This window comes from Streptomyces uncialis (assembly GCF_036250755.1).
Lineage (GTDB): Bacteria > Actinomycetota > Actinomycetes > Streptomycetales > Streptomycetaceae > Streptomyces > Streptomyces uncialis.
Genome location: NZ_CP109583.1, coordinates 8900033 through 8922635 on the forward strand (window position 1 = coordinate 8900033; position 22603 = coordinate 8922635).

The 22603-nt window shown below is 72.4% G+C and carries 21 protein-coding genes; 19 read left to right on the forward strand and 2 right to left on the reverse strand.

The features are described 5' to 3' along the window. Positions 1–19 precede the first annotated feature (19 nt). On the reverse strand, positions 20–178 hold the full coding sequence (locus OG711_RS37170; RefSeq protein WP_329563277.1) for a hypothetical protein: 159 nt from the start codon (positions 176–178) through the stop codon (positions 20–22). A gap of 18 nt (positions 179–196) precedes the next feature. Here OG711_RS37170 and OG711_RS37175 point away from each other — a divergent pair, with 18 nt between their 5' ends. The 3 genes from OG711_RS37175 (at position 197) to OG711_RS37185 (ending at position 2938) form a co-directional block, all read left to right on the forward strand. Next, the gene (locus OG711_RS37175; protein WP_073788189.1) at positions 197–769 is read left to right on the forward strand and encodes a DUF6328 family protein; all 573 of its coding nucleotides are present in this window, start codon (positions 197–199) and stop codon (positions 767–769) included. Positions 770–1060: 291 nt separating this feature from the next. Next, positions 1061–2332 (forward strand): M20 metallopeptidase family protein, encoded by a 1272-nt coding sequence (locus tag OG711_RS37180; protein WP_329563279.1) that lies wholly within the window; start codon positions 1061–1063, stop codon positions 2330–2332. 150 nt (positions 2333–2482) lie between these two features. Continuing rightward, positions 2483–2938 carry a MarR family winged helix-turn-helix transcriptional regulator gene (locus tag OG711_RS37185; RefSeq protein ID WP_329563281.1) on the forward strand — a complete coding sequence of 152 codons (456 nt, stop codon included), beginning with the start codon at positions 2483–2485 and terminating at the stop codon, positions 2936–2938. Positions 2939–3049: 111 nt separating this feature from the next. Here OG711_RS37185 and OG711_RS37190 read toward each other — a convergent pair whose 3' ends face one another. Continuing rightward, the gene (locus OG711_RS37190) at positions 3050–3919 is read right to left on the reverse strand and encodes a hypothetical protein (protein WP_329563283.1); all 870 of its coding nucleotides are present in this window, start codon (positions 3917–3919) and stop codon (positions 3050–3052) included. A gap of 343 nt (positions 3920–4262) precedes the next feature. Here OG711_RS37190 and OG711_RS37195 point away from each other — a divergent pair, with 343 nt between their 5' ends. The 16 genes from OG711_RS37195 to OG711_RS37270 all read left to right on the forward strand — a co-directional run bounded on the left by OG711_RS37195 (position 4263) and on the right by OG711_RS37270 (position 22602). Then, positions 4263–5249 carry an alpha/beta fold hydrolase gene (locus OG711_RS37195; protein ID WP_329563285.1) on the forward strand — a complete coding sequence of 329 codons (987 nt, stop codon included), beginning with the start codon at positions 4263–4265 and terminating at the stop codon, positions 5247–5249. A gap of 22 nt (positions 5250–5271) precedes the next feature. Beyond that, positions 5272–6105 carry a MerR family transcriptional regulator gene (locus tag OG711_RS37200; RefSeq protein ID WP_329563287.1) on the forward strand — a complete coding sequence of 278 codons (834 nt, stop codon included), beginning with the start codon at positions 5272–5274 and terminating at the stop codon, positions 6103–6105. Positions 6106–6482: 377 nt separating this feature from the next. After that, on the forward strand, positions 6483–7316 hold the full coding sequence (locus OG711_RS37205) for a S1 RNA-binding domain-containing protein (protein ID WP_107499242.1): 834 nt from the start codon (positions 6483–6485) through the stop codon (positions 7314–7316). Positions 7317–7914: 598 nt separating this feature from the next. Then, a complete protein-coding gene (gene uppS / locus OG711_RS37210) occupies positions 7915–8604 on the forward strand; it encodes a polyprenyl diphosphate synthase (RefSeq protein ID WP_245876810.1) in 690 nt (229 codons plus the stop codon). Positions 8605–8684: 80 nt separating this feature from the next. Next, positions 8685–10130 carry an oxygenase MpaB family protein gene (locus OG711_RS37215; RefSeq protein WP_329564241.1) on the forward strand — a complete coding sequence of 482 codons (1446 nt, stop codon included), beginning with the start codon at positions 8685–8687 and terminating at the stop codon, positions 10128–10130. 165 nt (positions 10131–10295) lie between these two features. Then, complete coding sequence (locus OG711_RS37220) at positions 10296–12935, forward strand: DUF7507 domain-containing protein (protein WP_329563291.1); 2640 nt, start codon at positions 10296–10298, stop codon at positions 12933–12935. A gap of 370 nt (positions 12936–13305) precedes the next feature. After that, positions 13306–14088, forward strand: a complete 783-nt coding sequence (locus OG711_RS37225; RefSeq protein WP_329563293.1) for a 2,3-dihydro-2,3-dihydroxybenzoate dehydrogenase — start codon at positions 13306–13308, stop codon at positions 14086–14088. A 16-nt stretch (positions 14089–14104) separates the two neighbouring features. Beyond that, positions 14105–15301 (forward strand): isochorismate synthase, encoded by a 1197-nt coding sequence (locus OG711_RS37230; protein ID WP_073788175.1) that lies wholly within the window; start codon positions 14105–14107, stop codon positions 15299–15301. Then, positions 15298–16905, forward strand: a complete 1608-nt coding sequence (locus tag OG711_RS37235) for a (2,3-dihydroxybenzoyl)adenylate synthase (RefSeq protein ID WP_266511055.1) — start codon at positions 15298–15300, stop codon at positions 16903–16905. The genes OG711_RS37230 and OG711_RS37235 overlap by 4 nt, the downstream gene beginning before the upstream one ends. A 5-nt stretch (positions 16906–16910) precedes the next feature. Further along, positions 16911–17582 carry an isochorismatase family protein gene (locus OG711_RS37240; protein ID WP_323181524.1) on the forward strand — a complete coding sequence of 224 codons (672 nt, stop codon included), beginning with the start codon at positions 16911–16913 and terminating at the stop codon, positions 17580–17582. Beyond that, on the forward strand, positions 17579–17818 hold the full coding sequence (locus tag OG711_RS37245; protein WP_073788170.1) for a phosphopantetheine-binding protein: 240 nt from the start codon (positions 17579–17581) through the stop codon (positions 17816–17818). The genes OG711_RS37240 and OG711_RS37245 overlap by 4 nt, the downstream gene beginning before the upstream one ends. Continuing rightward, a complete protein-coding gene (locus OG711_RS37250; protein ID WP_329563297.1) occupies positions 17815–18663 on the forward strand; it encodes a siderophore-interacting protein in 849 nt (282 codons plus the stop codon). The genes OG711_RS37245 and OG711_RS37250 overlap by 4 nt, the downstream gene beginning before the upstream one ends. Before the next feature lie 141 nt (positions 18664–18804). After that, the gene (locus tag OG711_RS37255) at positions 18805–19809 is read left to right on the forward strand and encodes an ABC transporter substrate-binding protein (RefSeq protein ID WP_266511045.1); all 1005 of its coding nucleotides are present in this window, start codon (positions 18805–18807) and stop codon (positions 19807–19809) included. After that, a complete protein-coding gene (locus OG711_RS37260; RefSeq protein WP_073788163.1) occupies positions 19806–20828 on the forward strand; it encodes a FecCD family ABC transporter permease in 1023 nt (340 codons plus the stop codon). Before OG711_RS37255 ends, OG711_RS37260 begins: the two co-directional genes overlap by 4 nt. Positions 20829–20878: 50 nt before the next feature. Continuing rightward, positions 20879–21820, forward strand: coding sequence for a FecCD family ABC transporter permease (locus OG711_RS37265; RefSeq protein WP_073789128.1), 942 nt, complete (start codon positions 20879–20881; stop codon positions 21818–21820). Further along, on the forward strand, positions 21817–22602 hold the full coding sequence (locus OG711_RS37270; RefSeq protein WP_073788160.1) for an ABC transporter ATP-binding protein: 786 nt from the start codon (positions 21817–21819) through the stop codon (positions 22600–22602). The genes OG711_RS37265 and OG711_RS37270 overlap by 4 nt, the downstream gene beginning before the upstream one ends. Position 22603: the final 1 nt, after the last annotated feature.

Here is a 22603-nt window from a genome sequence, read left to right on the forward strand (position 1 = left end):
GATCCATGTCCGTCCCGTGTCAGCTGTCGCTCCGGGCGGCGAGGCCGGTGGACCCGATCAGTCCGGCGAGCCCGGCGAGTCCGGTGGCCGCGATGCGGCCGCCGTCGCCATGAGCCGGGCCGGGGCCGGTGTCTCCAGGGCATGTCCACGTCGGATGGGGGTACCCGGGCTGGGACACCCAGGGGAGGGAACTCGGATGACGACGACGGACGGGTCCGGTACAGCCACGACGGACCATGAAAGTTCTTGCTGCGGGAGACATCCCGCAGCCGGGAGCCAGGGATCCGAGGAGAGCCCGCGGGAGCGGGTGAACCGGCGGTGGAACGAGATACTCCAGGAGACCCGCGTCGCGCAGACCGGCGTCCAGATCCTGTTCGGATTCCTGCTGAGTGTGGCCTTCACCCAGACCTTCCGTGAGCTGGAGGAGCCCAGCAAGGTGCTGTACGTGGTGACGGTGGCGCTCGGAGCGTCCGCCACCGCGGCCCTGATCGCACCCGTGTCGATCCACCGGTTCCTCTCCGGCCAGAGCATGAAGGACGAGGTCGTCAGCTACGCCGCCCGCCTGGTGATGTGCGGGCTGGTGCTGCTGGCCCTGACCATCGGATGCACCCTGCTCCTCATCCTCCACGTCGTGCTGTCCGGGACGGTGGCCACAATCATCGCCGCGGTGGTGATGATCTGGTTCGTCCTGTGCTGGTACGTACTGCCCTTCCGGCTGAGTCGCCAGGGACCCCGCTCCACCACCGGCGCGGCTTCCAGCACCGACTGACATCCCGTCGGCGCCGGACTGCCCGACGTGTACGTCAGGCGTCCGACCGGACCGCGTCGGCAGGGCCCCATGAGGGGGTTTCCCCCACCTCCGAGTGGTGGCCCGCCGGATGGGCAACGGCGTTTCGTACGGCCATCGTTGGGCGTCCGGGCCTCCGTTCGTCCGGCGATGACGGTTCGTCCATGTGAGGGCGGAGCCGCCGTCCGCCACGTGGTGAGGGCGGAGCCGCCGTCCGCCAGGTGCCGCGGAAGGCCGACCGAAGGATCACGAGGGGGAACAGTGGAACGTCCGGTGGAGCGCGGTCTTCCGCGCCGAACGCTGCTGGCCGGTGCCGGGACTGCTGGTGTCGGGACGGTGTGGGGAGCCGAGGGGAGCGCCGTCGCCGCCGGGCGGACCCGGCCGGTGGGCCAAGGGGCGGTGGACGCCGAAGCGGCACGTCTGGAGCGGGGGCTGATCGCGCTGCGGTGGGACCTCCACCGGCATCCCGAGGCGCCGGGGCAGGAGCGGCGTACCGCCGGTGTGGTGGCCCGCGAGCTGCGGGCGGCCGGGCTCGACGTGACCACCGGGGTCGGCGGCCACGGTGTCGTCGGCGTCCTGCGGGGGGCGCGTCCGGGCCGGACCGTCGCGTACCGGGCGGACATGGACGCGGTACCGGCCAGGGACATCATCGGTGGCGGCCCGTCGGTGGCCCATCTCTGCGGGCACGACGTCCACACCGTCATCGCACTGGGTGTCGCACGGGTCCTGTCGCGGTTGCGGCGACGGCTGGACGGAACGGCGGTGTTCCTCTTCCAGCCCGCCGAGGAGACCCTGTCCGGAGCCCGTGCGCTGATCGACGCGGGCGTGCTGGAGCGCACCGGTACGGAGGAGATCCACGCGCTGCACTGCGGGCCGTTCCCCGTCGGCCGGTTCGCCGTGACCCCGGGATTCGGGATGCCGGGCCAGGACAAGGCGGAGGTGACCGTCCCCGGGCCGGACGCGCCCGGTACGGCGCGACGACTGGCCGAACAGATCGGCGGGCTCGCGACGGTGCCCTTGCCGCGCACTCCCGCGGACCTTGAGCGACTGGTCGCCGACGCCCGCACGCCCGACGGGCCGCTGGCCCGGTTCGTGACCGTACAGGCCCGCGCACAGGAGGCCGGGGTGAGCGTGTCCTACCGCTGTTGGCCCGAGGACCGGTACCTGGACGTCCGAGAAGACATCCGCCGACTGGCCGCGTCGTTCCCCGGGGCCCGGGTGAGCTTCCCCGCCGGGCCGTTCCCGGCGATGGTCTGCCCGGAGCGCGACGGCCGCGCGCTCGCCCGGTATCTGCGCCGCACCGGTGGCCGGGACGCCGTCATCCGGCTCCATGCCGCCTTCCCACCCTTCAGCGGCGAGGACTTCGCCCTCTACCTGGACCGACTCCCCGGTACGTTCACCTTCCTCGGCGTCCGCGCGCCTGGCGCCCCCATCACCACGAGTTACCCGCACTTTCCCGACTTCGCCCCGGACGAGCGTGCCATCGGCATCGGCGTACGGGCCATGGCGGGCTGGATCGCGGAGCGGACTTCGCGGGCGAAGTGAGTTCCTTCACCCTTGACCTGAACCGTAGTCGAGGTCCTACGGTCGCTGTGGCGGAACTGGCCCCGGTCGACCTCCGGAGCCCGAAGCCTGGTGCGGTCTGGTGCCCAGGGCGCATGGCGAAGCGAATCGGCTGGAACGGAAGGCGGAGTGGTGGAGTACTCGCACGAGGACGGGGAACTGGTGGGCCAGCCGGTCGGATACTGGACCTGGGCGGCGAACAAGACGCTCATGGCGTACGTCAGGGGGCGGCTCGCGGCGATCGGGATCACCCAACCGCAGTGGTGGGTGCTGCACCAGGCCCTGCACAGCGAGCACGGGGTGACCCGGGACGAGTTGACCGGCGCGCTCCAGGCCAACCTCGACGTCGGGGCTGGTCTGGCCCCCGACATCGATCTCCTGGTGGAGCGGACGTTGCTCGTCCCGGACGCGGAGGGACGGCTGCGGATCACCGACGAGGGCAGGGCACTGCACCGGCGCGCCGCCGAGACCCAGCGGACCAGTCGCGAGCATGTGCACGCGGACATCCCGGACGAGGAGTACCTGATCACCCTCAAGGTTCTCCAGCGCATGATTCACAACGCGGGCGGAGACGTGACCCAGCGCTGACGGCCGGCGGCGGCACCCGGCGGGCGGACGGCACCCGGCACACGGGCCCAAGGGGCCGCGTCGGCAGGGGTGTTCCCGTCGGCCGTGCGGGTGCGCCGGCCGCGGCCCGGATCACAGCAGACGGGCCAGAGGCAGTGCGGCGATGTCGGCGGCGGGCCGGGACAGATACAGGTCGGCGTGGTAGTAGCCGTCCTCCTCCTTGTCCGCCGTGGGCAGCCCGGTCGCGGCCAGGGCGTCGAACGCCGCCTGCCGTTCCGCGTCGTCGGCGAAGCGGCGCTGCCGGAAGGTACGGCCGGTCAGCTTCTCCGTCACCAGGCCCGAACCGGCGAGCAACTCGGCGATCGGCTCGTAGGGCACCGTCCGCAGCACGAACGCCGCGACCCAGGGCGGGGCCGCCACACAGTCGAGGAGCCGGGCGAACGTCCGGGTACGGACGTAGCCGATGCCGCCGGTCACGGTGATGAGGTCCGTGTCCGCCAGTGCGTCGCGCAAGGCGGGGCTCGGCCCGGTGACTTCGAGGTTCTCCGCGAAGGCGTCTTCGAGCAAGCCCGCTTCACGGGCGTATCCTGCGGCGTGGGCCGCCGCGTCGATTCCCGTCACCGAAACGGCTTCCGGGGTACGGCGCGCCGTGAAGAAGGCCCGGTCCTCGGCCGCGAGCTGCCGGGCCGACAGGGCGGCGATGCGGGGTGTGGCGTACCGGGTGTACAGCTCGGCCAGGGTCACCCGGTGGTTCAGGAGCGCCGCGTTGATCCCGTAGGAACAGCACAGGTCCACCACGGCAGGTGGCGTCCGGTCGGGGCGCAGCCGGCGCAGTGCCTCGGTCAGTGCCCGGAAGGCGGCCTGGCCGTGGTGGGGTATCTGGTACCCCAGCGGGCGCAGTGTCGCGAAGTACGGGCGGGGGTCGGGGCAGTCGTAGATGTCGCCGAAGTTCGCTTTGCCCCAGTCGGCACTCGTGGTGGTGCTGCTCGGTTCGGCAGTCATGGAAGGCCCTTCTGACGTGCGTCGCCATGCAAAGGACTCGACAAACCGTAGAGAGTTACGGCCGAAGGCGGTGCGGTGGTGCGCCACGGCTTCCGGTCCCGCCTCCTCGGCACGGGCGGCACGCGACGGCATCCGGGAGGAGCAGACCGGGCGGGGGCTCCATACATCCAGTGTCGCCAGCCCGACCGGGCCCGTGCCAGCGACTAACAGGCCAACACACCGGTCCCGAACGGCTCCGTTGCGGATGTCACGCTCCTCGTGGCGGCGGACGCCCGGCCGGTGCGCGGGCCACGCGGCGCCGCGGTTGACCCTGACGCAGGGGCAACCGCGCAGCATGGTCGGCATGACGACAAGAACTGCCGCGACCGAGGTCACGGGACCGCGTGAACCGTACGACGAGCACGAGTTGGCCCCCGGAGCCGGCCAGGGGCCTTGCCCACCGGCGAGCACCTCGACGCGGACCGGTGACGACGGGGACAACCGGACCGGTGACGACGGGGGCCACCGGATCGGCGGAGGCGACGGGACGATGCGGCACTTCACGGTCCACCACGACGGCGTGACGATCCCGGTGTCCCGCGGCGGCCGGGGACGACCGCTGGTCCTGTGCCCCGGACTGAACTCGACCCAGGCGGACCTGAGCGAGCTCGCCGAACTCCTTCGACGCGACTACGACGTGGTCACCTTCGACCTCCGGGGCCACGGCCTCGCATCGGGAGCCGACCGGTACTCCTTCGACGCGTTCCTGAGCGATCTCGTCGCCGTACTCGATGAGCTGGAACGTCACGACCCGGCTGCGGCGCCCGTGCTCGTGGGGTACTCGCTGGGCGCGGATCTGGCTGTGCGCCATGCCGCCGAGCGGCCCGGTGCCGTCGCCGGGCTCGTCCTCATCGACGGGGCGAACCCGTTGCCCGAACCGTTCATCACGGACATCGACCTGGTGGAGTTCCGCGCCATGGCGCGGGATCAGGCGCGAAGCGCCGAGCGGGCCAAGGGCACCGCGCGTCAGGTCCTGCTCACCGCGCGGGACATCTTCGCCCTGGGACAGGAGATCGACGAGGTGCGGTCCAAAATCCTCGACCGGTACCGGGAGATCGACCGCCCCATCAACATGATCATGTCCACCGCCATCGCCGGTGACAGCACCGAAGGCCGTGCGCCGCGGCACAACCAGCTCTGGCGCGGCGGCGTCGAGCGGCTCGTCCGCGAGCAGCCGCACATCGCCACGTCCTGGCTCGACACCGGCCACCAGCTGGTCTTCACACACGCTCCTCGGATCGCGGAGATCATCCGCCGCGCGCACCACCCGTCGGCCGCGCCCGCTTCCTGAGCGGTCATAGGAGACTGGTCCGATGCTGACCATCGGCGAGCTGGCGTCGTACGCCGGGGTGACCGTGCGCGCGGTGAGGCACTATCACGCCAAGGGGCTGCTGCCGGAGCCGGAGCGGGACCACTCCGGCTATCGGCGGTACGGCGCCGACGCGGTGGTCGAGCTGATCAGAATCCGGACCCTCGCCCAGGCAGGGGTTCCACTGTCACGCGTCTCGGAGCTGCTCCAGGCCGACGGGAAGGAGTTCGCCGCGGCGGTCGCGGACATCGACAAGCGGCTGCGCGCGGAGATCCGGGAGCGTCGGCGGCACCGCGAACAGATCGCCCTCCTCGCCTTCGGGGACGGCCTGGCGCTGCCTCCGGAGGTGGTCGGGTTCCTCGACCGGCTGCGGGCGCTCGGGGTCGACGAGCGGATCGTCCAGGTCGAACGCGACGGCTGGATTCCGCTGGCCGCGCACTCACCCGAGCGGGTCGCCGAGTGGACGGCACGCAAGCGGAAGCAGCTCGCCCACCCGCAGCTCATCGACTTCTACCTCACCCTGGGCCAGGCTCTTGACCGGACCGACGACGATCCACGGCTGGCCGAACTGGCCGACGAGCTCGCCGTCTACCTCGACCGGCTCGCCGACGAACAGGGCGAGGACCACGTGGACGACGCCGAGATCGGGCCACCGTTCGTCACCCTGATGGACAACTTGGCGTTCGACGCCGCGCCGCCGGCGCGTCGGCTGATCGAGCTGCTGGAACGGCGCGGCTGGACCGGCTGGACCAAGGTCGAGCGCCTGGACCCCGCACGGAGCGCGGCCGGAGACCGGCAGCAGGGCACGCGGAAGCGGCGCCCCCGGCACGAACGCTGAGAACAGCCCTCGACAGCCCCCAACGCCAACGCCAACGCCGGCTTCGGCCCTGGCCCCAGCTTCAGCTCTGGCCCCAGCCCCAGCCCCGGGCCCGGCTCCAGCCCCAGCTCCGGCCTCGGCCCGGTCGAGTGCCGGGCCGCAGTGGTCAGCGCAGCCGGGCTCCCGGCCCGCTGAACGGGGAACCCGGCTCGGGATCTTGCGGTGACCGTGGGTGGCGTCGCCCCTGAGGTGGCTGCGCGGTCCGGCGTCCTGGCCCCGGTCCGGCCGCGCCGGGCAGAGGACCGGCGAGGTGGCCGCAGCGGACGGCGGCGCGGGGGAGTGGGCTTCCTGCCGCCGGGCACTGGGCGGCGGCAGCCGCATTGCGTAGGGTCGAGGTCGTGACCGGAACCGGGCCGACCGCCGTGCGGCAGAATTTCCTCAACTCTGTTCGGCCGGGCGAGGTCAGGAGGGGAACGGTGTCCGGCTTCGAAGGCCGGGAAGCCATCGTGGACCTTGAAGGGGCAACGGCCCCGCCTGGAGTGGTGGTGGGCCGCATCATCCGGCACGAGCTGTCATGGCGTCGCGCGGACGATCCGGCGGAACTGGTCGACATCGGACAAGTGGTCGAGGCCGAGGTGATAGGGGTCGACCGGGGCAGGGAATGTGTCCTGCTCTCGGCCAGGGCCTGTGAGGACCAGGCACTGCGGGCCTTCCTCGTCGGTATCCGGCGCGGCGACATCATGACCGGGACGGTGGCGGGCGTCCACAACTTCGGCGTCTTCGTCAACCTCGATGGCGAACCTGCGGAGAACCGCACCGGCTACGACGGCACGGGATTCATCCGGGGCCCCGAACTGTCCTGGTCGCACATCGATCATCCGTCGGACGCCGTCGAGGTGGGGCAACGGGTCACCGTGAAGGTGCTCGACGCGGACACGCGCCAGGGGCAAGTGGCCGTGTCGTTGAAGGCACCGCAGGAAGATCCCCTTCTCGGGTTCGCCGACCAGGTCGGCAAGGTCCTCCCCGGCCGCATTGTGAAGCTCGTCCCTTTCGGTGCCTTCGTGCGCGTCGCTGAGGGAATCGAGGGCCTTCTTCATCTGACCGACCTCACCGACGAGCCGGTCGGCTCACCTGAGGAGGTCGTCGCGGTGGGGGACCCGGTCACGGTGAAGATCGTCTACGTCGACCCTCAGCACCGCCAGGTCGGGCTGGAGCTTGCGCGCGCGACATAGAACGTCTGCCGGGCCCACCCGCCGCAGCGTCACGGAAAGCGAGTCACGGCCGTTCCGCCTTCCGGGCGACGAACGCGGCGACGCTCCTCGTGGCACCCTCGGCGGGTCCCTCCACCAGGCGCGAGGTCACGACGAGCCCGGCCTCGTCCGGGAGCCCGGCGACCCGATCCGGTGGCAGCAGAGCTGGAGGTCGGCTCCGAGTGCTCCCCGTCCGGCGGTTGCGCGGGGGTATACGCGCTGGGCCGTGTGCGGTGCGCGCCGCCGCGTCGCACACCGGACAACCACTACGCCGATCACCGACCGCCGGTATGCCGAACAACCCGTAGGAGTGAATAGGCGGGAAGTCCTATGTGCGCCGGGAGGGAGCCCGGCAGTCTGCTGTCCGACGCTCAGGGCGGTCCCGGGGGAGGGGCATGTTCGGGCGCCGGGTCCCGGGGGCCGGTGCCACCGCGGACCGTTCGCGCGGCGACGACGGGAGGGGGCACACATGCGGATCGAAGAGGACACCGGAGTCCCGGCCTGGGCACCGGCCGGGGGCGCGGCACCCCGTCCGGCGGGCAAGCGGCACAGGAGCGTGCCGCGTCATGTCGCGTGCGTGATGGACGGCAACGGCCGGTGGGCTGCGCAGCGGTCCCTGCCACGTACGTCGGGCCACCGCGCGGCGGAGACGACGGTGATCGACGTCATCGAGGCGGCCCGGTCGGCCGGTGTGGAGTGGCTGAGCCTCTACGCGTTCTCCACGGAGAACTGGCGGCGCCCGGGCAGCGAGGTCGACTTCCTGATGCACCTGGTGCGCCGGGTGGTGCGCAAACACGCGCCGCTGCTCCACGCCCGGGGCATCCGCTGCCGCATCCTCGGCGGGTCGGATGCGCGGATACCGGCCCCGTTGGCGCGGGACTTCGACGACCTGATGACGCTGACCGGGGCCAACCGGGGCATGACGCTGACCGTGGCGTTCGACCACGGGGGGCGCGGGGACATCGTCGAGGCGGCCCGGTCGCTCATCCGCAGCGGTGTGGCGGCCGACGCCGTGTCCGAACAGAGCTTCGCCGCCCATCTGCCCTTCCCCGACACACCCGACGTGGATCTCGTCATCCGCACCTCGGGGGAGCAGCGCATCTCCAACTTCATGCTGTGGCAGGTCGCCTACGCCGAATGGGTCTTCCCGCCGGTGCTCTGGCCCGACTTCCGCGCGGCGCACTTCGTGGAGTGCGTGCACACCTACCAGCAGCGCGACCGCCGGTTCGGCGGCGTCGCACCGGACGTGAACGGAGCCCCCCGATCGTGACCAGCAGCGTGCCCAGCGCCTCCGGCCCCCATCCCGACAGCGGCGAGCCGGAGGCCACCGCCGGCCACGGGCCCGGGCAGCTGCTCCCGCCCGCCGACGCCGATCCCGCGTTCGACCCGGGAGCGCGGTTCCGTCAGTTCTTCAACGACCCCCGCTGGGCACTGGCCATGCTCCGCGCCACCGTGCTGGAGGCCGCGCATCCGCAGATCGGTGCTGCCCTGATCGACAGCTCCACCTTCGTCGCGCACCCCTGGCGGCGGCTCCGGAACACCCTCCTGAGCATGCAGCGCATGTTCGGCGCCGACGACGAGGTGCGGCAGCGGGAGGCGGCACGCCTGAACCGGATGCACGCGCGGTTGAGCGGCACCGACGCGCGCGATCAGCCGTACGACGCGATGGACCCCCAGGTCCGGGCCTGGGTGGTGGCGACGATGTACGAGAGCGCCGTCACCATGTACCGGCTCAGCGGTCAGCCCCTCGACCAGAGCACCATGGAGGGCTTGTACGCCGAGTTCCAGGCGTTCCTCGCGGTCCTCGGGGACCAGGCCGGTCATCTGCCACCCACGCTCCAGGAGTTCTGGCCGTACTACGACCGCGTGGTCGAGGAGGAGCTGGAGAACACCGAGGCGCTGCGCATCATCCTCTACAAGCTGTTCGACCATCTCCCCGCGCCGGCGGTGCTGGAGGGGCTGCCCACCGTCTGGGCGGCCGGCCGGGCACTCGCCGGACCGGTCCTCGGCGCGGTCACCGTGGCGTCACTCCCGGAGTCCTTCCGCCGTCGCGCGGGTCTGCCCGAACTCCCCGGCGCCCGCACACTGACCCAGAGCGCCTATCTGGCCATCGGCCTGGCACGCTTCCTGCCCGACGACTGGATCCAGGCGGAAGCGGTGGCCGGCCTGCTGACCCTGTCCCCCGACAGCGACGACCCCCGCGCCAGGACGGTCACGGCGGTACGCGACGGGATCAAGCGGGCCGGAGCCCTGATCAGGCTGATCACCCCACTTCCCGCGGAGCCGCCGTCCACGGGGTCCACGGACAGCGCCGGGTCGCGGCGCGGCGCCGAGGAGTTCTTCCACGCGGTGCTGGACCAGACCGGTGACGGCTATCTGACCTGGCCCGACCTCGCGGCCATGGCCCGCGAGCTCTCCGGCCGCCTCGACCTGGACGAACCCGAGGAGACCCGGCTCTACAACGCCTACGCCGACTGGTGGAAGGAACTCCAGACGGCCCTCGACAGCGACGGCGACGGCCGCGTCAGCGCCGAGGAGTACGCCGCCGCCGTACCCACGCTCGCCGGGCCCGCCCTGATCAGGGTCGCGGACGTCCTCTTCGACGCCACCGACACCGACGGCGACCAGTCCATCGACGCGGACGAGTACCGGGCACTGTTCCGCACCGGCTTCGTCCGCGACCTGGCCGACACCGGCGGCACCTGCTCCCGGAGCGCCTTCGTGAAGGACTTCCTGTCCTTCATGTCGGGTCGCGAGCGCTCCAAGGCCTACGATCCGCTGCTCGCGCAGGCATGAGGCCACGGGCCGGTCCGGCCAGGGGACGGCCAGGGGACGCCGGCCGGGCGGACCGTGTCGCGGCACGGCTGTACGGGGGAGCTTCCCGGCGCAGGAGGCTGACCCGCGGCGACTTCGGGCCGGGGCCCTCGGTGGCGGGACCGGCCCGCGATACGGATCGTGACCATGATCAAAGCACAGGCGTCCGCGGGTCTCCGTGGACGAAGAACCGCAGGTCTGGTGGTGGCGATGGTGGTCGGCGCGCTGGGAGCGGTACTCCCGGCCGCCCCACCGGCCACCGCCACGGGCCACGCACCGGCCACCGCCACGGGCCACGCACCGGCCACCGCCTCGGGCCTCCCGTCGGCCGTCAGCCCGGGTCTGCCGTCGGCCGTCACCCCGGGCCTCCCCGAGACCGCCGCCGCCCCGCTCAGGTCCGCATCGCTCAAGGCTGCCCCGCTCAAGGCCGCCGCCCCGCGTGCCGGGACCCCGTTGGTGGCGGAGACGTTCACGGGCGCGACAGCCGACGCCGGCTTCGTCGCCGTGGGCTCGGCGTGCCTCACCGGGGCGCCGGCCGCCCCGGCGCCGGGGCCGGGCGGGCACCCGCTCGGCGGCTGCCCGGCGGCGCGGACCGGACCGGTCCCCCCGGCCGACGGCGCGCCCCACGGGTACCTCCAGCTCACCGACGCGTCCAACGACCAGTCGGGTGCCGTCCTCTACGACCAGGCGCTGCCCGCCGCCGAAGGACTCGACGTCACCTTCGACCAGTGGCAGTACGGCAGCACCACTCCGGCGACCCCGGCCGACGGCATCTCGTTCTTCCTGGTGGACGGCGACACCTCGCTCACCCATCCGGGGGCGTTCGGCGGCAGCCTCGGCTACGCGCAGAAGCTCCCCGACGACAACCCCGTCAACCCCTTCGTCCCCGGGGTCGACCGGGGGTATCTCGGTGTCGGCCTGGATGTCCTCGGCAACTACTTCGGCGACTGGGAGCAGCGCGGCAACGGCTGCGCCCAGCGCTCACCGGCGGGCACCGCGTTCCGGATTCCCGCACCCGGCGCCAACATGGTGACCGTCCGGGGTCCGGGTGACGGTATCGAGGGGTACTGCTTCCTGACCGCCACCACGAGCAACTTCACGACGAACGGGCCCTGGCCGTCCACCCTGCCCGGTTCGCTCCAGGGGCCGCTGACGGATCTGCCGCCCGGTGCCACCCCGGCAGAGGCCGAGACCGCGCTGGAGCCGTCGCGCCGCCGGGTGAACGTCCATCTGACCCCGGCGCCGAACCCGGTGCTGACGGTGGCGGTGGACTTCAACGACGGGGCGGGCTTCCAGCAGGTCATCTCCACCCCCGCGCCCGAACCGGTCCCCGACACCTACAAGTTCGGCTTCGCCGCGTCGACCGGGCTCTTCACCGACGTGCACCTCATCCGCAATGTCGCCATCGCCACCGAACGGCCGCTGCCCGCGCTGGACCTGGTGAAGCAGGTCCGTGAGCCGCTGCCAGGTCTGCTGGAGGAGGGCAGCGAGGTCCCGTACGACTTCGTGGTCACCAACTCCGGTGGCGCGCCGATCACCCAACTGGTGGTGAACGACCCGAAGGTCGGTCCGGTGAGCTGTCCGGTCACCACGCTCGGTGTGGGCGAGACCGTCACCTGTACGGCGACGTATGTGGTCACCGCCCAGGATGTGGCGCAGGGGTCGATCACCAACACCGCTGTCGCGAGCGGCACTTCGGGTGGTACCCCGGTCAGCTCGCCGCCGTCCGACGAGACCGTGCCGATCGCGCGCGCCCCGGGCATCTCGCTGGAGAAGCGGGTCACGACCCCCGGCCCGTACACCGTGGGCACCCAGGTCGGGTACGGGTACACGGTCCGCAACACGGGGGGCCTCCCGCTGACCGGTGTCACGGTGACGGACGACCGGGTCACCGGCATCACCTGTGACGCGACCACCCTGCAACCGGAGGGCGAGAGCGGCGACAGCACCGAATGCCGGGGCACGTACACCGTCACCCAGGCGGACGCCGAAGCCGGTTCCGTCACCAACACCGCGAACGCCACGGGTACCGCGGCGGGCCGGACCGTCACCTCACCCCCGGCCCAGGCGACCCTGCCGATCGCCGGCGGGCCCGCGATCTCCGTCACCAAGCGGGTGACCAGCCCCGGCCCCCACCGGGTCGGTGACACCGTCGAGTACGCGTACACCGTCACCAACAGCGGCACCCGGACCCTGACCGGGGTACGGGTGACGGACGACCACATCACGTCCGTCGTCTGCGCGGCGACGACCCTGGCGCCGGGCGCCGTGACGACCTGCACCGGCGCGTACGTCCTCACCGAGGCGGACGGCCGCGAGGGCGAGGTCACCAACCGCGCCCAGGCCGCCGGGGAGGACCCGGCCGGGAACACCGTGGTGAGCGGCCCTGTCACGGCGACCGTCACGATCCCCCCGGTCAAGGGCACCATCAAGGTCCACAAGACCGACGCGAAGAACGGCCGGGCGCTGCCAGGAGCCGTCTTCGAGGTCTGGGAGGAGACGAACGGGGTGACCGGCCTCCAGACCAGGGCCGCAGGCACCGTCCCCGCGGACACCCGGATCGGTGGCGGCTGCGCCACGGACCGCGCGGGTGTGTGCGTCTTCGGTGATCTGCCCGCGGGCGCGTACTACCTGCGGGAGACCGACGTTCCCGAGGGCTATGTGCTGCCCGCCAGGCCCGTCACCGGTCCCTACGAGATCACCGCCCTGAACGCGGACACCCCGATCGGCGTCCGGATCGCCAACCAGCGGGGTGAGAACCCCAAGGGCAAGGCGGTGCGGTCCTGATCCGACACCATTTCCCGTGCCGGGCTTCCACACGGAGCCCGGCACGGCTGTGCCGGTCCGGGACCGCACGGCCGAAGCGCACCGCACCGCTCCCGGCCGTGACGGGTGTGCTCCTGGGGCGCCCAGGGGCCGTTGTGCCGTCTGAGTCTGTCCGGACTACGTCTGGCGTACCGCGACGAGTGCTCTACGTCGTACAGCGGTACGAGGCCCGTCGAGCGTGTGAAAGCGCTCCTAAAAGGGACCAACTCCGTTGGTTTCGGAGCGAAATGACGCTGAGTCATATGTCACCGGGTCAGGAAGCGCACAGCTTCTTGCGTATGTCGACGAGTCTGATTAGGTTAGCCTTACTTTACCGAGCGAGGGGGGATGCATGTTTGCCCGGGACGGGGGAAGTACGGGCTCGGTCGCGCTGGTCACCGGGGCGGCCAGAGGGATAGGGGCCGCCGTGGTCGACGGACTGGTCCGTGAGGGCGCGACCGTCGCCGCGGTCGACATCGACGCGGACGGTCTGAAGGATCTCGCGGAACGCTCCGGCGGAAGGGTCGTCCCCTTCACCGCCGATGTGGCCGACCCGGCCGACGTCGCCGACGTCGTCGACCGGACCGAACACGACATCGGGCCGATCGTCACCGGGGTGTCCGTCGCGGGCATCCTGCGGCCCGCACCGCTGTGCGAGACCACCGACGAGGACTGGGCGGACACCTTCTCCGTGAACACCACGGGCGCGTTCCTCGTCCTGCGTGAACTGGCCCGCCGGATGGTCCCACGAGGGCGCGGTTCCCTGGTGACCGTCGGCTCCAACGCCTCGGGCGTACCACGTACGGGCATGGGCGCCTACGCGGCCTCCAAAGCGGCGACCACCATGCTCACCCGCTGCCTCGGACTGGAGGTCGCCCGCCACGGCATCCGCTGCAACGTGGTCTCACCCGGCTCGACCGACACCCCGATGCAGCGACTGCTGTGGACGGACGAGGACGACCTCGACCGGGTGATAGCGGGCACCCCCGAACAGTTCCGGGTGGGCATACCGCTCGGGCGCATCGCCGAGCCGGCCGACATCGCCGACGCCGTGCTGTTCCTGGTCTCCGACCGGGCCCGGCACATCACCATGCAGAACCTGTTCGTCGACGGCGGCGCGACCCTGCGCGCCTGAGGAAGGAATCGCTGACGTGTCCATATCCGCGCTGGTGCGCCCGAGGCCTGTGCACCGGGCGGCCGACCTCCTGGCTGCCTATCTGCCCGGCTCCTTATACTTCTCCTCCCCCCGGGGGACCCTGCTCGCCGACGGCGTCCACGCCCGGGTGCGGGCCGGTGGCGGGGCGCAGGCCCTCGCCGCGGCCGAGGCGCTCGACGCGGCCGCCACGGCGGGAGTGCCCGAGCCCGTCGTCGCCGGGGCCGTCGGCTTCAACCCGGCGGCGGAGACCGGCCTGGTGGTGCCCTCCGTGGTGCGGCGCGCGGACGCCCCCGCCGGGGTACGGGCCCCCGAAGCGGAGTCCGGCACCTCATGGACGATCACCCCGCGCCCCGAGTCCGCGCGCTACGCCGAAAGCGTCCGCCGCGCCCTGGAACTCATCGGCCGCGGCGACCTGCGCAAGGTCGTACTGGCCCGCGGTCTGGAACTGACCGCGGACGCCCCGGTGTGGGTGCCCGCGCTGCTGGCCCGGCTGGTGCGCGCCGACCCCGCCGCGTACGCCTTCGCCGTGGACGTCACCGCGCCCGGTGACCCCGCCCCGCGCACCCTCGTCGGAGCCAGCCCCGAACTGCTCGTGTCCCGTCGCGGCGCGACCGTGGTCGCCAACCCGCTGGCGGGCTCGGCCCCCCGGTCGGGCGACGACGCGCTGGACCGCGAGCGGGTCGCGCGGCTGCGTGAATCGGCCAAGGACCTCGGCGAACACGCCCACACCGCGGCCCAGGTGGCCGAGGTGCTCGGCAGGTTCTGCGCCGACCTGGACGTGCCCTCGGGGCCCGAGGTGATCGGCACCCCGACCATGTGGCATCTGTCCACCCGGATCACCGGACGGCTGGCGGACCCCACCGACCCCGCCTGTTCGGCGCTGGGACTGGCCGAGGCGCTGCACCCCACCCCCGCGGTGTGCGGTGTGCCCGCGCCCGGCGCCCTCGCCGCCATCACGGACCTGGAACCGCAGGCCCGCGGCTACTACGCGGGGATGGTCGGCTGGACCGGCCTCGACGGCGACGGCGAGTGGGCGGTGACGATACGCAGCGCCGAGGTGTGCGACCGGACCGTGCGGCTGTTCGCCGGGGCCGGGATCGTCGCGGGCTCGGACCCCGCCGCCGAACTGGCCGAGACCGGGGCGAAGTTCCGCACGCTGCTGCGTGCCCTCGGCGTGGAGGACATGGCATGACCGTGGACCATGTGCCCTGGCCGCCGGACACCGCCGCGCGCTACCGGGCGTCGGGCCACTGGCGCGGACAGACCTTCGGGGCGCTCCTCACCTCGCTGGCCGCCGCGTACCCGGACCGGACCGCCGTCGTCGGCGGGGACACCCGCTGGAGCTTCGCCGAGCTGGACGAGCGGGCCCACCGGATCGCGGCGGGACTGGTCGGCGCCGGGTTCGCGCCCGGTGAACGGATCGTGCTGCAACTGCCCAACATCCCCGAGTTCCTGCCGGTGGTGTTCGGGATGTGGCGCGCCGGGGTGCTGCCGGTGTTCGCGCTGCCCGCGCACCGGCGCAGCGAGCTGCGGCACTTCGCCGCGCACAGCGAGGCCGCCGCCGTCATCACCGTCGGCGAGCACGAGCGGCACGACCACGCCGCGACCGCCCGCGCCGTCGCGTCCGAGGTGGACTCCCTGCGGCGGGTACTGGTGGTCGGCTCGGACGAGTTCGCCGGCCTGGCCGCGACCGCGCCGCGCGAACTGCCCGACCCCGACCCGCAGGGGGTGGCGTTCCTCCAGCTGTCCGGCGGGAGCACCGGGCTGGCGAAGCTGATCCCGCGCACCCACGACGACTACCTCTACAGCGTCCGGGAGAGCGCCCGGATCTGCGGGCTGCGCCCGGACAGCGTGTACCTGGCCGCACTGCCCGTGTCGCACAACTTCCCGCTCAGCTCACCGGGGGTGCTGGGCGCGCTCCACGCGGGCGCGGCCACGGTCATGGCGCCCCGGCCGGACGCGGACACCGCGTTCCGGCTGATCCAGGACGAACGGGTCACGATCACCGGGGTGGTGCCGCCGCTGGCCGCCGCGTGGGTGCAGGCCGCGGCCCGCACCGACCGTGATCTGTCCTCCCTGGAGGTCCTGCTGGTCGGCGGCGCCAAATGCGGGCGCGAACTCGCCGAGCGGATCGGCCCCGCGCTGGGCTGCCGTCTTCAGCAGGTGTTCGGGATGGCCGAGGGCCTGGTCTGCTACACCCGCCTCGACGACCCCGAGGAGACCGTGCTCACCACCCAGGGCCGCCCCATCTCCTCCGACGACGAGATCCGCGTCGTCGACCCGGACACCGGCGCCGAGGTGGCACCGGGCGGCACCGGCGCCCTGCTCACCCGGGGTCCCTACACGATCCGCGGCTACTACCGCGCCGTCGAGCACAACGCCACCGCGTTCACCGCGGACGGCTTCTACCGCACCGGTGACCTGGTGCGCCGTACGCCCTCGGGGCAGCTGGAGGTCGTCGGCCGGGTCAAGGAGCAGATCAACCGGGGCGGCGAGAAGATCGCCGCCGAAGAGGTCGAGAACCATCTGATGGCGCACCCAGCCGTGCTCGACGCCGCCGTCGTCGCGGTGCCCGACACCTACCTCGGTGAGCGGACCTGTGCCTATGTCGTGCCCGCCGAGGGCGCGTCGCCCACCGGCCGCGAGCTGCGCGCCTTCGTGCGGGAGCGCGGGATCGCGGCGTTCAAGGTGCCGGACCTGGTCCAGGTCGTCGGGGAGTTCCCGGTGACCGGCGTCGGCAAGACCAGCAAGCGCGAGCTGAGAGCGGCACTGGCCGCGCTCGCGAAGAAGGAGTGATGAGTGTGTCCCTGCCCCAGATCCGGCCCTATCAGCTGCCCGTGGCCGCGGAACTGCCCAGGGGACGGGTGCGGTGGACGCCCGATCCGGCCCGCGCCGCCCTGCTGGTCCACGACATGCAGCGCTACTTCCTCGCGCCGTACGCCGGGGCCCCGGTGCCCGAGGCCACCGCGAACATCGCACGGCTGGCGGACGCGGCCCGTGAGCGGGGGATCCCGGTGTTCTACACCGCGCAGCCCGGCAGGCAGGCCGCCGAGGACCGCGGACTGCTCACCGAGTTCTGGGGCGACGGCATCGGCGCGGTGATCGACTCCGACCCCCGGGCCGCGGACATCGTCCCCGAGCTCGCCCCGGCCGAGTCCGACACCGTCCTCGCCAAATGGCGTTACAGCGCCTTCCAGCGCAGCTCGTTCGCCGAACTGCTGGGGGCGCTGGGCCGCGACCAGCTGCTGATCACGGGTGTGTACGCGCACATCGGCTGCCAGGCCACCGCCGTCGAGGCGTTCATGCGTGACGTCCAGCCCTTCCTGGTGGCCGACGCCGTCGCCGACTTCTCCCGCGAACGCCACGACCAGGCCTGCGAGTACGTCGCCCAGCGCTGCGGTGTGGTGACCACGACGGCCGACGCCCTGGCCGCGCTGTCGGCGGCCCCGGTCCCCGCGGGAGCCGCACGATGAGCGTGAGCCTGACGCCCGAGCGGGTCCGCGCCGATGTCGCGGAGGTGCTGGGCTGCGACCCCGCCGCGATCGGCCCCGAGGACGACCTGGTCGACTCCGGCCTGGACTCGATGCGGATGATGACCCTCGTCGAGCGCTGGCGCGCGGCGGGAGCGGTCACGCTGGAGTTCCCCGACCTGGCCGAGCGGCCCGAACTGGCCCACTGGACGGCGATCCTGACGGGCGGCACCGCATGACCCGGACCGACCACCGGCACCGGCACCTGGAACGGATCGCGGAGGTCCTGGAGGGCCGGGAAGCCGAGAAGGTGGGCTATCCGATCCGGGTCCGGCAGACCGAGGTCGTGCGTACCGCCAGGGTCGGCGCGGGTCTGCTGCGGGTGACCCTGGGCGGCGCGGGCGCCGAGGGCTTCGAGGCCCACGCGCCCGACGAACACGTGAAGCTCATCTTCCCCGGCCCGGACGGCTCGCTCAGGCTGCCCGAACAGGACGGGGCGATGCTGCGCTGGCCGCGGCCCGCACCCGTCTCACGCGAGTACACCGTGCGCCGCTACGACCCGGTCGCGCGCGAGATCGACATCGACATCGCGCCGCACGAGGGCGGCCTCGCGTCCGACTGGGCGCGCGCGGTGCGGCCGGGCGCGGTCGTGCATGTCGCCGGGCCGCCCGGCGGACTGATCGTGCCGCACGCCTACGACCGCTATCTGTTCGCGGGCGACATCACGGCGCTGCCCGCGATCGCGCGCTGGCTGGAGGAACTGCCCCGCGACGCCCGCGGCTGGGCGTTCGTCGAGGTCACCGGCGCGGCCGAGGAGATCGCGCTGTCCGGACCCGACGGGGTCGAGGTGCGCTGGCTGCACCGGGGCGGGCGGCCCGTGGGCACCGGCGACGCGCTCGCGCGGGCCGTGACCGCGGTGACCGTGCCCGACGGCGAACGGCTCTACGTATGGGTCGCGGGGGAGGCGGGGCAGATCAAACCGCTGCGCCGCTGGGTCCGTGACGATCTGCGGCTGGAGAAGGCCGACCACGACATCACCGGCTACTGGAAGCGCGGCGTCGCGGACTTCGACGACGACCACTGAGCCCCGGCGGCCCCGGCCGCGCGGACCGCGACGACCCAGGGGGCCGGGACACCCACGTCCCGCCCCCGTCCGTCCCGCCCGACAGTCCGTCAGGAAGCCGTCGGGCAGGACGAGTTCTCTCTCATATCAAGGAGTTTGCGCATGTTCATGAACAGATCAACGGGTCTGGCCGGTGCCCTGGCCCTCTCCCTGGCCCTGACCGGCTGCGGAGCGTCGGACGACGGGAAGGACTCGGACGCCAAGGACGGCAAGGGCAAGACCCGGGTGTTCACCGCCGACAACGGCAAGATCACCATCCCCGTCGACCCCCAGCGCGTGGTCGCCACCGGGTACGCCGTGCCCGTCCTGGTCGAGGCCGGCGCCCCGCTCGTCGGGATCTCGTCGTGGAAGCGCGGCGAACCGATGATGGGCGAGAAGGAGCTGGCCGCCTACAAGAAGCTCCCCAAGGTCGCGGGCGAGCTGGCGGCCGAGACCAACTACGAGGCCATCGCCGAGGCCGACCCGGACCTGATCGTCATCGGCGTGCCCGCCCCCGTCCTCGGCGACATCGACGTGAAGCGGCTGGAGTCCATCGCCCCGGTCGTCGCGATCGGCCCGACCATCCCGTCCGCGTGGCGCGACCTGTCCCTCAAGCAGTCCGACGCGGCCGGCGCGCTGGAGAAGTTCAACTCCGTGAAGACCGCGTACGAGGCCAAGGCCACCGGACTCGCCGAGAAGTACAAGGACGTACTGCCCGGACTCAAGCTGGGTCACGTCGGCGCCTACGGCGAGGTCGCCAAGGGCACCTTCCAGCGCGAGTTCAACGGCTCCTGGGGCACCAACATCGCGGAGGACCTCGGCGCGAAGTACTACGGCAAGGTCAAGGAGCCCGGACCCGGCTCGCGCGCCGTCAGCGAGTACCCGTCCATCGAGGAACTCCCCGCCGCGTTCCGCGAGGCCGACGTCATCACCTACTCGGTCCAGGCCGACGGCAGCGTGCCCGAGCCGGTGAAGTACGCCATGGACTCCAAGCTGTGGAAGAACCTGCCCGCGGTCAAGGCCGGGAAGACCATCCCGCTCGGCTACACCGAGGCCGCGACCTACGGACAGGCCACCCAGACCCTGGACGTGCTCGACAAGGCGTTCGCGCCGCTGCTGGACCGGTGACCGCCGCAGACCACGCGCCCCGGACGGTGGGAACCCGGCGGGCCGTGCCGCAGGCCGGCATCCTCGTCGGCGGACTGGTGCTGCTGGCGGCGGTCGCCGTGCTCAGCATCGGCGTCGGCGCCCGCCCGGTCCCGCCCGCCGAGGTCGTCCGGGCCCTGGTCGACTTCCAGGGCACCGACGACCACATCACCGTCCGCGATGTCCGGGCCCCCCGCGCGCTGCTGGCCGTCGCGGTGGGCGCCGCGCTGGCGGTGGCGGGCGCCCTGATCCAGACGCTCGCCCGCAACCCGCTGGCCGAGCCCGGCATCCTCGGGGTCACCGCGGGCGCCGGGTTCGCCATCACCGTCGGCTCGGCCCTCGGCCTGGCCGCCGGACAGGCGGGCGAGCTGGGCTTCGCGATCATCGGCTCGGTGCTCGCGGCACTGCTCGTCGCCGCGGTCGGACGTCGCTCACCGCTGCGCCTGGTACTCACCGGCGTCGCGCTGACCGCCGTCCTGAGCGGTGTCGCCCTCGGTATGCGGCTGATGCTCCCGGACGTCTTCGACGCCTACCGCTTCTGGTCCGTCGGCTCGCTGGCGGCCCGCGAACAGGCGCCGCTGACACTGCCGCTGGCCGCGATCGCGGTGTGCCTGTCCGGCGCGCTGCTGCTGAGCCGGTCGCTCAACGCCCTGAGCCTGGGGGAGAGCGTCGCCCACACCCTGGGCGCCGGGGTGAACCGGGTACGGGCCGTCGCGCTGGTACTGATCACCGTGCTCAGCGGGGCGGCCACGGCGGTGGCCGGCCCGATCCTGTTCGTCGGACTGATCGTGCCGCACCTGGTCCGCCGGCCCGCGGCGGGCTCGGTGCCGTGGCTGATGCTCTACACGATGGTCCTCGGGCCGATCCTGCTGCTGATCGCCGACATGGGATCACGGGTGCTGCTGCCCACCGGCGAGGTGCCGGTGGCCATCGTCACCGCCTTCCTGGGCGGCCCCATGCTGATCTGGGCCGTCCGCCGCTACGGCGCGGGATCGCTGTGAGCGCCCTCGGAGTGCGGGCCGAACCCCGCACCCTCGTCCTCGTCGCGGTAATGGTCTCCGCGCTGCTGGGACTCGGCCTGCTCGGGCTGTGCTACGGCGCGTCCTGGTCGTCGCCGGGCGAGGTGCTCGCCGCCCTGACCGGCACGGAACGCTCCGTGGTGATCCTGGAATGGCGGCTGCCACGGGTCCTCGCCGGACTCGTCTTCGGCGCCGCGCTCGGTGTCGCCGGGGCCATCTTCCAGAACCTCACCCGCAACCCGATGGGCAGCCCCGACGTCATCGGCCTCGACGCGGGCGCCTACACCGGCGCCCTGGTCGCCATCACCGTACTGTCGGGCGCCTCCGCGCAACTGGCCGTCGGCTCCGTGCTCGGCGGGCTCGTCGTCGCGGCCCTGATCTACGTCCTCTCGTTCGACCGGGGATTCTCCGGGCTGCGACTGGTGGTGATCGGTATCGCCGTCAACGCGATGGTCACCGCGATCAACTCCTGGATCGTGCTGCGCGCCGAACTGGAGGTCGCGATCGCCGCGGTCGGCTGGAGCGCGGGCTCGCTCAACGGCGTCGGCTGGCCCGACCTGTGGATACCGTTCTCCGTCATCGCCGTCCTGCTGATCCTCATGGCCGCCCGCGCGCACGCCATGCACCAGGCATCGCTCGGCGACGCGATCGCGGTCACCACCGGCGTCGGACTCGACCGGCTGCGCCTGCTGATGGTCCTCGTCGGCGTCGGCTGCACCGCCACGGTCACCGCGGTGGCCGGACCGATCGCCTTCATCGCCCTCGCCGCCCCGCAGATCGGCCGCAGGCTCGCGGGCGCCGCCGGGGTACCGCTGCTCCCCGCCGCGCTCACCGGCGCGGTCCTGCTCCAAGGCGCCGATCTGCTCGCCCAGATGCTGCTGGCGCCCGTCGCGCTGCCCGTCGGCGTGGTGAGCACCGCGATCGGCGGCTGCTACCTGATATGGCTGCTGACCAAGGAAGTGAGGCGAGCGTGACCGCACGCCTGACCGCGCGGGACATCACCCTGCGCTACGGAGACCGGGTGGTGTCCACACGGCTGAGCCTCGACGTCCCCGACGGCGCGTTCACCGCCATCGTGGGCCCCAACGCCTGTGGAAAATCCACCCTGCTGCGCGCCTTCGTCCGGCTGCTGCGCCCCGACACCGGGCAGGTACGGCTCGACGGCCGGGAGGTCGGCGCCTACGCGCCCAAGGCACTGGCCAAGCAACTCGGCTTCCTGCCGCAGGACCCGCTGGCCCCCGAGGACATCTTGGTCCGGCAACTCGTCGGCCGGGGACGCTTCCCCCACCAGTCGCTGCTGGCCCTGTGGTCACCGCACGACGAGGAGGCCGTCACCGGGGCGATGGACGCCGCGGGCGTCACCGACCTCGCCGACCGGCCCGTGCAGGAACTGTCCGGCGGACAGCGGCAACGCGTGTGGATCGCCATGGTCCTCGCCCAGGAGACGCCCTGTCTGCTGCTCGACGAACCGACGTCGTTCCTGGACATCACCCACCAGTACCAACTGCTCGGCCTGCTCGCCCGGCTGCGCGACCAGGGCCGCACGGTGATCGCCGTCCTGCACGACATCAACCAGGCATGCCGGTTCGCCGACCACCTGGTCGCCATGAAGGACGGCCGGGTGGTCGCCGAGGGTGTCCCCGCCGACATCGTGGACGCCGTGCTGATCAAGGACGTGTTCGACCTGCCGAGCGTCATCGTCCCCGACCCGGTGACCGATACGCCGATGGTCGTCCCCACACTTCAAGGAGAGTAAG

Excerpts from the sequence above, each read along its gene's own strand:
- OG711_RS37200 (WP_329563287.1), top strand. The coding sequence starts at position 5,272 with ATGCTGACCATCGGCGAGCTGGCGTCGTACGCCGGGGTGACCGTGCGC.
- OG711_RS37175 (WP_073788189.1), top strand. The coding sequence starts at position 197 with ATGACGACGACGGACGGGTCCGGTACAGCCACGACGGACCATGAAAGT.
- OG711_RS37250 (WP_329563297.1), top strand. The coding sequence starts at position 17,815 with ATGACCCGGACCGACCACCGGCACCGGCACCTGGAACGGATCGCGGAG.
- OG711_RS37245 (WP_073788170.1), top strand. The coding sequence starts at position 17,579 with ATGAGCGTGAGCCTGACGCCCGAGCGGGTCCGCGCCGATGTCGCGGAG.
- OG711_RS37195 (WP_329563285.1), top strand. The coding sequence starts at position 4,263 with ATGACGACAAGAACTGCCGCGACCGAGGTCACGGGACCGCGTGAACCG.
- uppS (WP_245876810.1), top strand. The coding sequence starts at position 7,915 with ATGGACGGCAACGGCCGGTGGGCTGCGCAGCGGTCCCTGCCACGTACG.
- OG711_RS37220 (WP_329563291.1), top strand. The coding sequence starts at position 10,296 with ATGATCAAAGCACAGGCGTCCGCGGGTCTCCGTGGACGAAGAACCGCA.
- OG711_RS37255 (WP_266511045.1), top strand. The coding sequence starts at position 18,805 with ATGTTCATGAACAGATCAACGGGTCTGGCCGGTGCCCTGGCCCTCTCC.
- OG711_RS37265 (WP_073789128.1), top strand. The coding sequence starts at position 20,879 with ATGGTCTCCGCGCTGCTGGGACTCGGCCTGCTCGGGCTGTGCTACGGC.
- OG711_RS37190 (WP_329563283.1), bottom strand. The coding sequence starts at position 3,919 with ATGACTGCCGAACCGAGCAGCACCACCACGAGTGCCGACTGGGGCAAA.
- OG711_RS37235 (WP_266511055.1), top strand. The coding sequence starts at position 15,298 with ATGACCGTGGACCATGTGCCCTGGCCGCCGGACACCGCCGCGCGCTAC.
- OG711_RS37225 (WP_329563293.1), top strand. The coding sequence starts at position 13,306 with ATGTTTGCCCGGGACGGGGGAAGTACGGGCTCGGTCGCGCTGGTCACC.